This is a genomic window from Acidovorax sp. 100, assembly GCF_003688355.1.
Taxonomy (GTDB): Bacteria; Pseudomonadota; Gammaproteobacteria; order Burkholderiales; family Burkholderiaceae_C; genus Acidovorax; species Acidovorax delafieldii.
In genome coordinates, this window is the sequence record NZ_REFD01000001.1 from 427,670 (window position 1) to 439,375 (window position 11,706).

Annotated in this window: 12 protein-coding genes; 5 read left to right on the top strand and 7 right to left on the bottom strand. The window is 65.5% G+C overall.

Going from position 1 to position 11,706, the window contains the following annotated elements; genetic code table 11:
• Positions 1-76: 76 nt before the first annotated feature.
• Together hpf and C8C96_RS02055 are read right to left on the bottom strand one after the other, a co-directional pair.
• The gene (gene hpf, locus C8C96_RS02050; RefSeq protein ID WP_015016131.1) at positions 77-412 is read right to left on the bottom strand and encodes a ribosome hibernation-promoting factor, HPF/YfiA family; all 336 of its coding nucleotides are present in this window, start codon (positions 410-412) and stop codon (positions 77-79) included.
• A 243-nt stretch (positions 413-655) separates the two neighbouring features.
• On the bottom strand, positions 656-1,885 hold the full coding sequence (locus tag C8C96_RS02055; RefSeq protein ID WP_121941260.1) for an MFS transporter: 1,230 nt from the start codon (positions 1,883-1,885) through the stop codon (positions 656-658).
• Between the two features lie 219 nt (positions 1,886-2,104).
• On the opposite strand from C8C96_RS02055, the gene C8C96_RS02060 reads away from it, so the two are divergent.
• A complete protein-coding gene (locus tag C8C96_RS02060) occupies positions 2,105-3,025 on the top strand; it encodes a phosphoribosylaminoimidazolesuccinocarboxamide synthase (RefSeq protein ID WP_121941261.1) in 921 nt (306 codons plus the stop codon).
• Between the two features lie 75 nt (positions 3,026-3,100).
• Here C8C96_RS02060 and trxA read toward each other — a convergent pair whose 3' ends face one another.
• Positions 3,101-4,009 (bottom strand): thioredoxin, encoded by a 909-nt coding sequence (gene trxA / locus C8C96_RS02065; protein WP_121941262.1) that lies wholly within the window; start codon positions 4,007-4,009, stop codon positions 3,101-3,103.
• 156 nt (positions 4,010-4,165) lie between these two features.
• On the opposite strand from trxA, the gene purE reads away from it, so the two are divergent.
• The 4 genes from purE to C8C96_RS02085 all read left to right on the top strand — a co-directional run bounded on the left by purE (position 4,166) and on the right by C8C96_RS02085 (position 7,886).
• The gene (gene purE, locus C8C96_RS02070; protein ID WP_055395445.1) at positions 4,166-4,660 is read left to right on the top strand and encodes a 5-(carboxyamino)imidazole ribonucleotide mutase; all 495 of its coding nucleotides are present in this window, start codon (positions 4,166-4,168) and stop codon (positions 4,658-4,660) included.
• Positions 4,657-5,826, top strand: a complete 1,170-nt coding sequence (locus tag C8C96_RS02075; RefSeq protein WP_121941263.1) for a 5-(carboxyamino)imidazole ribonucleotide synthase — start codon at positions 4,657-4,659, stop codon at positions 5,824-5,826. Before purE ends, C8C96_RS02075 begins: the two co-directional genes overlap by 4 nt.
• A 14-nt stretch (positions 5,827-5,840) precedes the next feature.
• On the top strand, positions 5,841-6,857 hold the full coding sequence (locus C8C96_RS02080) for an L-threonylcarbamoyladenylate synthase (RefSeq protein WP_116748214.1): 1,017 nt from the start codon (positions 5,841-5,843) through the stop codon (positions 6,855-6,857).
• A 75-nt stretch (positions 6,858-6,932) separates the two neighbouring features.
• The gene (locus C8C96_RS02085; RefSeq protein WP_121941264.1) at positions 6,933-7,886 is read left to right on the top strand and encodes an SGNH/GDSL hydrolase family protein; all 954 of its coding nucleotides are present in this window, start codon (positions 6,933-6,935) and stop codon (positions 7,884-7,886) included.
• Between the two features lie 89 nt (positions 7,887-7,975).
• Here C8C96_RS02085 and C8C96_RS02090 read toward each other — a convergent pair whose 3' ends face one another.
• The 4 genes from C8C96_RS02090 to C8C96_RS02105 all read right to left on the bottom strand — a co-directional run bounded on the left by C8C96_RS02090 (position 7,976) and on the right by C8C96_RS02105 (position 11,697).
• A complete protein-coding gene (locus C8C96_RS02090; protein ID WP_199737424.1) occupies positions 7,976-8,662 on the bottom strand; it encodes an OmpW family protein in 687 nt (228 codons plus the stop codon).
• 25 nt (positions 8,663-8,687) lie between these two features.
• Positions 8,688-9,830, bottom strand: coding sequence for an SGNH/GDSL hydrolase family protein (locus C8C96_RS02095; RefSeq protein WP_121941265.1), 1,143 nt, complete (start codon positions 9,828-9,830; stop codon positions 8,688-8,690).
• Between the two features lie 165 nt (positions 9,831-9,995).
• Complete coding sequence (locus C8C96_RS02100; RefSeq protein ID WP_121941266.1) at positions 9,996-11,294, bottom strand: lipase family protein; 1,299 nt, start codon at positions 11,292-11,294, stop codon at positions 9,996-9,998.
• Positions 11,295-11,427: 133 nt separating this feature from the next.
• Positions 11,428-11,697 (bottom strand): SemiSWEET transporter, encoded by a 270-nt coding sequence (locus tag C8C96_RS02105; RefSeq protein WP_015016142.1) that lies wholly within the window; start codon positions 11,695-11,697, stop codon positions 11,428-11,430.
• Positions 11,698-11,706: the final 9 nt, after the last annotated feature.

The following is an 11,706-nucleotide window of genomic DNA, read 5'->3' on the forward strand; positions in this document are numbered from 1 at the left end:
CCTGAGCGCGGCGCGTCAGGCAACAAAAAAACCGCCCGAGAGGGGCGGCTGCTGTGCCAGGCTCAGGGCTGGCGCATCAAGCGTGCAGTTCGCGCTTGGCGGCTTCGTGGTGGTGATCTTGCAAACGGTCCTTGTGGCGGACCACCTGACGGTCCATCTTATCGACCAGTTCGTCCACAGCCGCATACAGGTCGGCGTGGGAGCTTTCGGCAAACAGGTCGCTGCCCTTGACGTGGATGTTGCATTCCGCTCGCTGTCTCTTTTCCTTTTCCTTTTGCTTCTCTACCGTCAGCAGTACCTTGACATCGACAACTTGGTCAAAATGGCGGGTGATCCGGTCCAGCTTGGTGGTGACGTAGTTGCGCAAGGCGGGAGTAACTTCGAGGTGGTGACCGCTGATCGTCAAGTTCATAAATAAGTCTCCTGTGGCTCTCGGTGGAAAAACGCCGTCCTGGATCAGAGGAGCGGCTCGGCGAACTTGGATGCATCTGTTGTTGACGTCGTGGGTTCACTATGCCCCTGCCCTCCCTGAAATGCAATCCCATACCGCCGCAGGCCGCTGGGTTATGCCCGGCAAGGTGCCAAGCACCCGAAAAGCGCGCACAATGGGCGGATTGAAGGGGCTGGCCAAAGTGCAGCGCAAGCCCCTCCCTTGTCACCGTGCCGACGGCGTCGCGCCATGCAGCGTGAGGCGCCCCGCCACCAGCATCGACAGCAGGCTGGCGCCGATGCCCACCAGCGCAGCCACCCAGTAGTTCTGTACCAGCCCCTGCGCATCGCGGCTGATCAGCACCCCTCCCACAAAAGACGCAACACCCATCGCCGCCGATTGCACGGAGGCGTTCAGCGTCATGAAGGTCCCCCGCAAAGGCGCGTGCGCCGCAGAGGCAATGATGGCCATGCCCGGAATCATGCGGCCACTGACAAAGGTGAACATCAGCGTGGACACCGTCAACACGCCCCACAGCGGCAACCCCTGCACCAGCGTGATACCCAGGATGCAGGGAAGGCCGGCGAGGGCCAGCCACCGGAAGGTGGGCACCTTGCCATGCCGGTCGGTCATGCGCCCGAACAGGCGTGCCGTGAACAAGGTCACCACCCCGCCACACAAGTACACCAACGGCACCTGATCGGCGCGCACACCCGCATTGGTCTGCATGTAAATGGTGATGTAGGGAATCACCGTAAAACCTGTAAACATCAGCAACGCCGAGAACAGAAATGCCCACCGGTGGTTGCCATCCGCCAGCACCTGGGTGATACCGCTCAGCACAGACCGCCCGTTGGCAGCCTGGACATGGCCCGCCATGGTCGGTAGCGTGCGGGCCGCCTGCACGGCCAGCACTCCCACCATAGCGGCAATGCCAATGAACGGCAGGTTCCAGCCCCCGTACTGCGCGAGGATCAGCCCCAGGGGCACGCCAGCCACCGTGGACACGGAAAACGACGTCATCACGATGCCCATGGCACGCCCTCGCCGCTCAAAGGGCACCACGTCCGCCACGATGGTCTGCGACAAGGCCGACAGCACGCCGCCAAAAGTCCCCGCGAGAATGCGTGCCACCATCAGCGTGCCGTACGTGGGCGCGAGGCCACAGGCCAGCGTCGCCAGCCCAAACAGGCCATAGAGCACCAGCAGAAGCCGCTTGCGACCGAAGCGATCGATGTAAGTCGAAGCCAGCAGGCCTGACGCCCCCGCCGACAGCGTGTACGCAGACACCAGCAAACCAAACTGCGCGTCGGTGATCGCAAACAGCTGCGTGAGCTGCGGGCCCAGCGGCATCATGATCATGAAATCCAGGATGTGGGTGAACTGGATGCCTGCCAGCGTCAGCAGCAGCCACAGTTCGCGGCGGGGAGAAAGCTCAGGCGTAGAAGAAGACACAGCAGACGGCCGCAGGGGCCCAGGCAGGTTCAGGGCCGCACAGTGTGCCGCATGCCGGCCCGGAACACCCCCTTCTCGGCGCATTCCCCGCGGAAACCGCCGCCCTTCAGAGCGGCGCGTAAAATCCATCGGTTGCGTCCGGGCCTCCCCTGCCGCGCCCCCTTTCCCCTACGTTCTTCGGACTGCCCGCAGCGGACACCCACCGCCCACACCGACACCATGACCCAGCCCAGCTCCACCGCCCTGCACACTTCGGCCCTGACTTCGCTGCCCCTGCTGGCACGCGGCAAGGTGCGTGACAACTACGCCGTGGGCGACGACCGCATCCTGATGGTGGCCAGCGACCGCCTGTCGGCCTTCGACGTCATCATGGGCGAGCCTATCCCCGGCAAGGGCGAGCTGCTCACCCAAATGGCCCTGTTCTGGTTCGACAAGCTCGGCCACATCTGCCCCAATCACCTCACAGGCGACGCACCCGAGAGCGTGGTGAGCCCCGAGGAAGCCCCTCAAATTCGTGGCCGCTCGATGCTGGTCCAGCGCCTCCAACCCATTCCGGTCGAAGCCGTGGTGCGCGGCTACCTGGCTGGCAGCGGCTGGAAGGAATACCAGGAATCGCGCTCGGTCTGTGGCGTGCCCCTGCCCGAAGGCCTGACCAACGCCGCCAAGCTGCCCGAACCCATCTACACGCCCGCCGCCAAGGCCGCCATGGGCGAGCACGATGAGAACATCACCTTCGAGCGCACGGTGGAGATGATTGGCCTGGACCTGGCCACCCGCATCCGCGATCTGAGCATTGCCATCTACAAGGCCGCGGCCGACATCGCGCTCACCAAGGGCATGATCATTGCCGACACGAAATTCGAGTTTGGCCTGGCCCCTGACGGCACGCTGGTGCTGATGGACGAGGTGCTGACCCCCGACAGCTCCCGCTACTGGCCAGTGGAAGGTTATGCCGAAGCCTTGGCCAAGGGCGAGAACCCCCCCAGCTACGACAAGCAGTTTGTGCGCGACTGGCTGGAGCAGGCCCAGGTCAACGGCAAGCCCTGGGACAAGACCCCTCCATCTCCCCGCCTGCCTCAGGCGGTGATTGAAAAGACGGCGGCGAAGTACCGTGAGGCACTGGAGCGGCTGACAAGCTGACCTGCGCTGCCGCCAACGCCCGTGCAGCTATAAAAAAGGCCCTTGAAGGGCCTTTTTTCTTTGGAGTGCGCCTTCTCAGCTCAGCACGACACTCGACAACCGCCGGCGGTAGGTTGCCACCACCGGGTCTTCGGGCGGGATCTGGCCCTCGGCTACCTTGGGCTTGGGCGCCTCGATCAGTTCGAGGATGGCGACGTAGGTCTTTCGGGCGATCTCTTCGCTCCACGCCTTGTCGCGCATGAGGATTTCGAGCAGCTCGTCCATGGCGTCGGTCCAGCGCTGCTGGGTGATGAGCCAGCGGGCGCGGGCATAGCGGGTGTCGAAATCCCGCTTGTTCGCGGCGATTTGTGCCTCAAATCCGGCCTCAGCGCTAGCGTCATATGCGCCAGACGCTACAAAATCAAGAGCATCCATCCAGGTCTTGAGGGCCCCCAGCTTGCGCGACATGGCGGCCTTGGCAATCACGGGCGCAAAAGCCACCTTGGCATCGTCCTCGCGCCCCAGTTGCAGCAGCAGCTTGACGTAGTCAAAGCGCGCGTCATCGTTGGCGGGGTCGGTCACGACGGCATGCTGCAGCTTCTCCAATGCGGTGCCGGTATCACCTTCGGCCAGAGCTTCCTGCGCCTCTTCTTCCTCGGCCTCGGCCACCATCTCTTCAGCGGTGGGGACGTGCTTGTCGAGAAAGGCGCGCACCTGGCCTTCGGGCAAGGCGCCCATGAAACCATCGACAGGTTGACCGTTCGTCAGCAGCACGCAGGTAGGAATGCTGCGGATTCCGAACATGCCCGCCAGCTGCTGTTCCTGGTCGGAGTCGATCTTGGCGAGCTTGAAGCGGCCCGCGTATTCCGTCTCCAGCTTCTCCAGCACCGGCCCCAGGGACTTGCAGGGGCCACACCAGGGCGCCCAGAAGTCCACCAGCACGGGCACGTTCATCGAGGCGGCAACCACCTCGGCTTCAAAGTTCTCTACGGTGACGTCAATCATGATGGTGTGGGGCCCGAGGCCTATGGAGCGGTTTGCGCGCTATTTTGGCCCATCGAAACAGCCCCACACCCGCCAGGGAGGCGCAAAAAGTAAAATCGCGGGTTCTACCTATAGCGGCTGGGCAGGCAAGGCCTGCCGGCCAGCACCTTCCACACCATGAAACCCATCCAGATCGGCGTGGTCATGGGTTCCAGCAGCGACTGGGACACCATGCAGCATGCAGTGCAAATCCTTGAACAGTTCGGCATCGCGCACGAGGCCCGCGTGGTGTCGGCCCACCGCATGCCCGACGACATGTTTGCCTACGCCGAGGCCGCCGCCGGCCGGGGGCTGAAGGCCATCATCGCCGGGGCCGGCGGTGCTGCCCACCTGCCCGGCATGATCGCCGCCAAGACCACCGTGCCCGTGCTGGGCGTGCCCGTGGCCAGCCGCCACCTGCAGGGTGTGGATTCGCTGCACTCCATCGTACAAATGCCCAAAGGCATCCCCGTGGCGACGTTTGCCATCGGCACCGCCGGTGCGGCCAACGCAGCCCTGTTTGCTGTGGCCCTGCTGGCCAATGAGAGCCCCGAGCTGCGCCAGCGCCTGGAAGCCTTCCGCGCCGAGCAGACGGAAGTGGCCCGCAACATGACCCTGCCGCCCGCTGCATGAGCGCCGCCATGCAACCCTTGCTCCCCGGATCGACGTTGGGTGTTCTGGGTGGCGGCCAGCTGGGCCGCATGTTCGTCCACCAGGCCCAGGCCATGGGCTACTTCACGGCTGTTCTCGATGCCGACCCCACCAGCCCTGCCGGGCTGGTGAGCCACCACCACATCCAGACAGGTTACGAAGACCCGCAGGGCCTCGCGGAGCTGGCCCGCCTGTCGGATGCGGTGACCACCGAGTTCGAGAACGTACCCGCCGCTGCACTGGCCTCCCTGGCCGCGCAACGCCCCGTGTCGCCCGCCGCCAGCGCTGTGTCGGTGGCGCAGGACCGTGCACGCGAGAAGGCGCACTTTGTGGCCTGCGGTGTGCCCTGCGCGCCGTATGCGGTGATCGAAACGGCAGAACAACTGACCGCTGTATCGACCGACCTGCTGCCAGGCATTCTGAAAACGGCCCGCATGGGCTACGACGGCAAGGGCCAGGTGCGCGTGAAGACGCCCGCCGAGCTGGCCGCCGCCTGGGATTCGGTCGGCCAAGTGGCCTGCGTGCTGGAGAAGATGCTGCCGCTGCAGCTGGAATGTTCCGTCATCGTGGCGCGTGGTGCCGATGGGACGATGGTGCACCTGCCGGTGCAGCGCAACCTGCACCGCGACGGCATCCTGGCAGTGACCGAGGTTTATGAAGGAAATCTGCCGCAAGCGCTAGTGGATCAAGCGGTAGCCGCTGCAAAATCTGTAGCAGAAGGCCTGCAGTATGTGGGCGTGCTGTGTGTGGAGTTCTTCGTGCTGCAGGACGGCAGCCTGGTGGTCAACGAGATCGCCCCGCGTCCGCACAACAGCGGCCACTACAGCCAGAACGCCTGCGATGTGTCGCAGTTCGAGCTGCAGGTGCGCACCATGGCCCGCCTGCCGCTGACGCAGCCGCGCCAGCACAGCGCCGCCGTCATGCTGAACCTGCTCGGCGACCTGTGGTTTGCCCACGGCGACGCGGCGCAGACCCCGCCCTGGGCCCAGGTACTGGCCCTGCCCGGCACCCACCTGCACCTGTATGGCAAGCGCGACGCCAAGCGCGGCCGCAAGATGGGGCACCTGAACATCACCGCCGCCACCCCCGAGGCTGCGCGCGCCACGGCCCTGCAGGCCGCAGCGCTGCTGGGCATCGAGCCCTTCTGAGCCAGGCTGTTTCCATGATTCTCGACGGCAACGACCCCCAGGCCATCGCCACCGCTGCACGCGCAGTGCGCAGCGGCGCCCTGCTGGGTCTCCCCACCGAAACGGTGTATGGCCTCGCAGCCGATGCCAGCAGCGATACCGCCGTGGCGCAGATCTTCGCGGCCAAGGGGCGGCCCAGCGACCACCCGCTGATCGTGCACGTGGCCAATGCCGAGGGCATTGCGCATTTCGCCAGTGAAGTGCCCGGCTTTGCACAAAAGCTCGTTGATGCCTTCTGGCCCGGCCCGCTCACGCTCATCCTGCCGCGCTTGCCCGGCGTAGCCACCGCCGCCACCGGCGGGCAGGACAGCGTGGGATTGCGCTGCCCCGCGCACCCCGTGGCCCACGCCCTGCTGGTGGCCTGCGCAGCCGCTGGCGACAGCAATGAGGCCGGCGGCCCTCCTGTGTGGGGCGTTGCAGCCCCCAGTGCCAACCGTTTTGGCCGCGTGAGCCCCACCACCGCCCAGCATGTGCAGGACGAGCTGGGCGCCGACCTGCTGGTGCTGGACGGCGGGCCCTGCGACGTGGGCATTGAAAGCACCATCGTGGACTGCACGCGTGGTGTGCCGGTGCTGCTGCGGCCCGGCGCCATCACCCGGGCGCAGATTGCGGCCGCTTGCGGCATGGCCCCGCTGTCCAAGGAAGACCTCCCCACGGCCACACCCCGCGCCTCGGGCACGCTGGAGGCTCACTATGCCCCCAGCGCCAAGGTGCGGCTGATGGACGCGAAGGCGCTGCAGACCAGCCTGGACCTGCTGGGTACCGATGCCGCCCACATTGCGATCTATGCCCGCGCTGCGTTGCGCAGTCGGTCCTCCAAGCTGGTCATGCGGCGCATGCCCGATGACGCGGCTGCCACGGCGCAGCAGCTGTTCGCCGTGCTGCGCGGTTTTGACGACGAGGGCGTGAAGCTGATCTGGATCGAGACCCCGCCGGCGAGCCCCGATTGGGAGGGCGTGCGCGACCGCCTGCAGCGCGCCTCCGCCGCCTGACCCGGCACGATGGCGCCGCTTTACATCCGTTGACTTTGCGTCGTTAAACTACCCCCCACTTTTCTGGAGAAATACATGGCAGCAAATTGGATGCGCCGCACCATCATGGTCGCCGCATGTGCGTCGGCCGCGTTGCTCGCGGCCTGCGGTTCCAGCACCACCGAATCGGCCATCTCGCCCCAGCGCTTTATTGCGTTCGGCGACGCCATGAACGATGTGGGGCAAAACGGCTCGCGTTACACCGTCAATGACGGCAGCGTCAACAACTGGACCCTGCAACTGGTGGCCAACTACGGCAAGTCGCTCGCCCCGGTCTCCGCAGGCGGCCTGAGCTACGCCACTGGCAACGCCCGCGTCAGCGCCAAGCCCGACGCCGCAGGCAATGCCAGCACCCGGACCGTCATCGAACAAATCGATACCTTTCTGGCCAGCGGCAGCTTTGCGGCCACCGACGTGGTGATCGTGAGCGGCGGTATCAGCGACGTGATCGCCGGCATGGCCGCTGTGAACGCAGGCACCCAGACCCAGGACGCCATGGTGGCCGCCGCCCGCAAGGCTGGAGAGGACCTGGCTGCACAGGTGCGCCGCCTGGTGACGGCGGGAGCCAAGTATGTGGTGGTGACCGGCACCTACGACCTGAGCAAGACCCCCTGGGCCAAGACCATCGGCCGCGAAGCTTTGCTGAGCAACGCCAGCAGCCGCTTCAACGAAGGCCTGCTGGTGGGCATCGTGGACCTGGGCGCCAACGTGCTGTACGTGGACTCGGCCTACTACGTGAACCTGTACACCAGCGTGCCTGGCAACTACGGTTTCAACAACTCCACGGCGGCAGTGTGCACGTCGGTGGATGCGACCAACGGCATCGGCATTGGCGCAGGCCAGGTCAACTCGGCCCTGTGCACATCTTCCACGCTGCTGTCGGGTGCCAATGCCACCTCGTTCGTGTTTGCTGACACCGTGTACCTCACGCCGTCGGCCCAGCGCCAGTTTGGCACCTACGCCTACGACCGCCTGCGCGCGCGCTGGTAAGACGGAGCGCTGCAGGCGCCCCGAAACAAAAAGGCCGCCCCGAGGGCGGCCTTTTTTTGTGGGCGGCTGGTCTGGCCACCTTGTGCGGATCAGAACCGATACACCACGCCCAATGCCACCACGTTCGGGTTGAGCTTGACGTCGATGGTCTGGCCTGTGGACAGGGTATTGCGGGTCTTCACAAAAGTCTTGTAGTACGCCACGTCCAGCGACCACTGGTCGTTGAGCGCAATGCTCACCCCCACCTGAGGCGTGAGGCCGAACCGCGATTCAGCGCTCAGCGTGGTGGGACGGGAGGGGCTGCCGCCGGTCAGGCCGGTCAGCGCGGCGGTACCCCGCTCCTTGAAGAACTTGGCATAGGTCACGCCCAGGCCCACGTAGGGGCGCACCCGCGCATTGGCCTCCAGAAAGCGGTACTGCGCGAACACGGTCATGGGCAGCACCTTGACCTCGCCAATCTTGCCCACGCCGCCGATGGCTCCGGCGCCCATGATGTTGTGCTTGAAAGGCAGCGCCAGAGGCACATCCACCGCCCAGTGGTCGGTGAGCATGTAGGTGATGCCGCCGGCCGGTTGCGTATCGGCATGCACATCCACCTTGGTGCCCGTGAAGCTGGGCGCGGACAGGTCGCCACTGGTGACCTGGGGCGCGATTTGCGTGGCGCCCGCGCGCACCAGCCAGCTGCCAGCGGTCTGGGCCTGCGCGCCGCCGGACAGGGTGAACGCCAGCGCGGCCACAACGCCAGCCAGGGAAGGGGTGATGGTTTTGTTTTGCATGGTGTATGAACCCTTCAACTGCCGATTACAGCCAGCCCGCGCGGGCCAGCGAACGCGAGACCAGCTGGCTGACCAGCTGGTGGCCATACGGCGTGGGGTGGAAGCTGTCGGAGAACGCATAGGTCTTCCACCAGTCCGCGCCGCCCATGGCGCCTGCGGGCGGCGTCTGTGCTGACAAAGCTGCCGCCGTGCACGTGGGGAAGGTATAGGTGGGCAGGCCGTCAGCACCTTGGCCGGTGATGGGGCACGCGGTGTTCTTGGCATTGGTCAGCCCGAACTGCGCGGGGTTGGCCACCTGGTCGTTGAACGAGGTGTAGAAGTCCACCACCACCACCTTGCTGTTGCCCGCAAAACGTTTGGCCAGCTGGGCGTTGAAGGCTTCGAGCCAGGCCTTGAGCAGGCCCTGCACCTGCGTGCTCGCGGCGGCGCCGGCCGACGCCGTGATGCCACCGAGCACCTGTTGCAGACGCGGCGTCTTGTCGATGGCGGGCATGTTGAGCACCGCCACACGCTGCGCGCCCTTGCTCAAGGCATTGGCTTCGATCGCGTCGTGGAACTTGTCGGCCAGCGCCACCATGTAGGCGCCGCCCACCTGAGCCTGGCCCGTGGCACCGCCCGCCAGGCCGGCGTTCACCGTGGCCGCTGGCAGCAAGGTGGACAGCAGTGCGCCGAAAGCCTTGCCGCCATCCTTGGAGGCCGACAGGTAGGCACCGATGAGGTCCGCAGCGTCGTTGCCGCCACCGTCGATCAGCAACAGGTCCCCCGCGCTGAAGCCGTCAGCCCCTGCGTCGGTCAGTTGCTTGACGATGGAGACAGGCGATGCAGGCGCCGTGAAGTTGTTGATGCGACCGCCGCCAATGGCGTAGTTGGTACAACCCGCCGCTGTGTTGAACGCGCTGCCGGTGGACACATAGCGGGGACAGAGCGTGTTTGCATAGCTGCTGGCCACCAGCTCGGGCCAGATGGGTGTGGACGCTGGGCCTGTGGGCGCACTGCCCTGCACCGTGAACTTGAAGCCAAACGTGCCGCTGTCGGCAATGCTGTCACCCATGACCTTGACCGTCTTGATGGGCGCCACTGGCGAGGTGTCGGCACCGCCGCCCCCACACGCCACCAGCAGCGATGCTGCCGCCAGAGAAACCCACAAAGCCTTGCGCTGAAAAACCATCGGTATCACTCCTGTTATCTTAAAAATAGAACGACCGTGCTATTCCTCGCAAATCATATTCGCCAACAAAAAAAAGCCCCACCGGGTAAACACCGGTGGGGCTTAGGTGGCGGGTTCTAAAAGCCTGTGGGGCCCGTTCAGCGCTTCACACAGGCATCACGGCTGTCATTTGACGGTGTCGAACACGGCCTTGGCCTGCGCATGGCAGAACGGCGGCTCGTAGGTGCCGTGGTAGCTGCCGTAGTAGGTGGCAAAGGCTGCCGAGTTAGGGTCGGTGGGCGCCTTGCCGCCAGGGCCGTAGGTGGCCTGGATGGCAGCGTCCACATCGACTGTGTTGACGTTCGTCACACCCCGGCTGTCAAAGTCGGCTTTCATGACGACCATGTGAACGGCCGGCGGCACGGTGGGGTCGCCAGCACCGCCACACAGCATCACACGCGCCTTGGGGGTCCAGCCCAGCAGGTCGTTCTTTTTGGCCGCCAGGTACAGCGGGTGGGTGGTGCTGGTCTGGGAGCCGGTGATGAACGCCGACTGGAACAGCGCGTCACGCGCCTGGTTGGGTGTGCCCGACGGCAGCGTGCCCGTGGTCACCAGGGTGGTGTAGTTGAGCGTGGGGTTGGGCAGCAGGTTCTCGATGTAGCCGGAGTACGGCGCCTTGAACACATCCTTCACGTCGGTATAGACGTTGCCATAGACCTTCTGCCAGGACGTCACGAGGTAGGGCACAAAGAACTGCACGCCCGCGATCGCGTCCGGAATGCGCAGCGAGCCCGACAGGTTGTAGGGGCCTGCCAGGTGCGCGCCTGCGACCACATTGAATTCGTTGCCGTAGTCCCGCTCGGCTGCGCGCTGCGCTGCCATGGACGAGTGGCCGCCCTGCGAGTACCCGGTGAACATCACCTTGCCCGACAGCGTGGCCCCCACAGTGCCCGCCGCATTGCGTGCAGCACGCACCGAGTCGATGACCGATGTGGCTTCCGAGTCGGCATGCAGGTAGGGGTGATAGCTGTAGCCCGACTTGGCAAAGCCCAGGTAGTCGGTGGCCACCACGGCATAACCCTGCGCGGCGTACATGGCCGCCAGCAGGAAGGTTTCGTTGTCCTGCGGGTTGGCCAGGGTGCGGGGCTTTTGCACATCGGTGCCCTTGGCATAGGCCACCAGGGGCGCTGCGGTGGTGCAGGCGCCGGCAGGCACCAGCATCACGCCCGAGGCGTTGGTGTTTTCGCCGCTCTTGGCACCCACGGTCGCATAGTTCAGCGACACCACCTTCACATCGCACTTGGCCTTGCCGCTGATCGCCTGCAGGCCGCTGCTGGCCGTGGCCGCGTCGATCTGCGCCACGGTGAGCGTCGTGAGCGTGGCGGGGGGGTCGATCATTGCGCCGCGCGCCGGGTCGTCAGAGCCACCGCAGGCGACAAGCAGGACCGCTGCAGCGGCCACACAGGTAAGGCGGAAATAGGTCATGGATGGATACCTCGGTCAGTGAAGAACGACGCATCGTGCGCGCACCTGCGCTGCAGCATCCATAGGGGATAACGCGGGAGGACGGGCGCCGCCAGACACCTAGGCGACAGCGCGCGCAGGCCTGTTAGACCAGTCAGTCGGGACGGCGCACGCCGTACAAAACCTTCATGCCCAGGATGGTGCCCGCGAGGGCCAGGGTGATGGCATTGGCCACCACGATGGGCCAGGCCGCCAGCGCCAGGCCGTAGGCCAGCCACAGCGCGACCCCCACGGTAAAGACGCTGTACATGCCCAGCGAGATACCGCTCACGTCCCGCGTGCGAAAGGTGTGCAGGGCCTGCGGCACGAAGCTGCAGGTGGTCAGGCAGGCGGCCAGGTAGCCGATCAGTTCATGGAGTTGCATGGTGGGGAA

Bases quoted from the DNA above. Each gene is read 5' to 3' on its own strand.
- hpf (WP_015016131.1), bottom strand. From the start codon at position 412: ATGAACTTGACGATCAGCGGTCACCACCTCGAAGTTACTCCCGCCTTG.
- C8C96_RS02060 (WP_121941261.1), top strand. From the start codon at position 2,105: ATGACCCAGCCCAGCTCCACCGCCCTGCACACTTCGGCCCTGACTTCG.
- trxA (WP_121941262.1), bottom strand. From the start codon at position 4,009: ATGATTGACGTCACCGTAGAGAACTTTGAAGCCGAGGTGGTTGCCGCC.
- purE (WP_055395445.1), top strand. From the start codon at position 4,166: ATGAAACCCATCCAGATCGGCGTGGTCATGGGTTCCAGCAGCGACTGG.
- C8C96_RS02075 (WP_121941263.1), top strand. From the start codon at position 4,657: ATGAGCGCCGCCATGCAACCCTTGCTCCCCGGATCGACGTTGGGTGTT.
- C8C96_RS02080 (WP_116748214.1), top strand. From the start codon at position 5,841: ATGATTCTCGACGGCAACGACCCCCAGGCCATCGCCACCGCTGCACGC.
- C8C96_RS02085 (WP_121941264.1), top strand. From the start codon at position 6,933: ATGGCAGCAAATTGGATGCGCCGCACCATCATGGTCGCCGCATGTGCG.
- C8C96_RS02090 (WP_199737424.1), bottom strand. From the start codon at position 8,662: ATGCAAAACAAAACCATCACCCCTTCCCTGGCTGGCGTTGTGGCCGCG.
- C8C96_RS02095 (WP_121941265.1), bottom strand. From the start codon at position 9,830: ATGGTTTTTCAGCGCAAGGCTTTGTGGGTTTCTCTGGCGGCAGCATCG.
- C8C96_RS02100 (WP_121941266.1), bottom strand. From the start codon at position 11,294: ATGACCTATTTCCGCCTTACCTGTGTGGCCGCTGCAGCGGTCCTGCTT.
- C8C96_RS02105 (WP_015016142.1), bottom strand. From the start codon at position 11,697: ATGCAACTCCATGAACTGATCGGCTACCTGGCCGCCTGCCTGACCACC.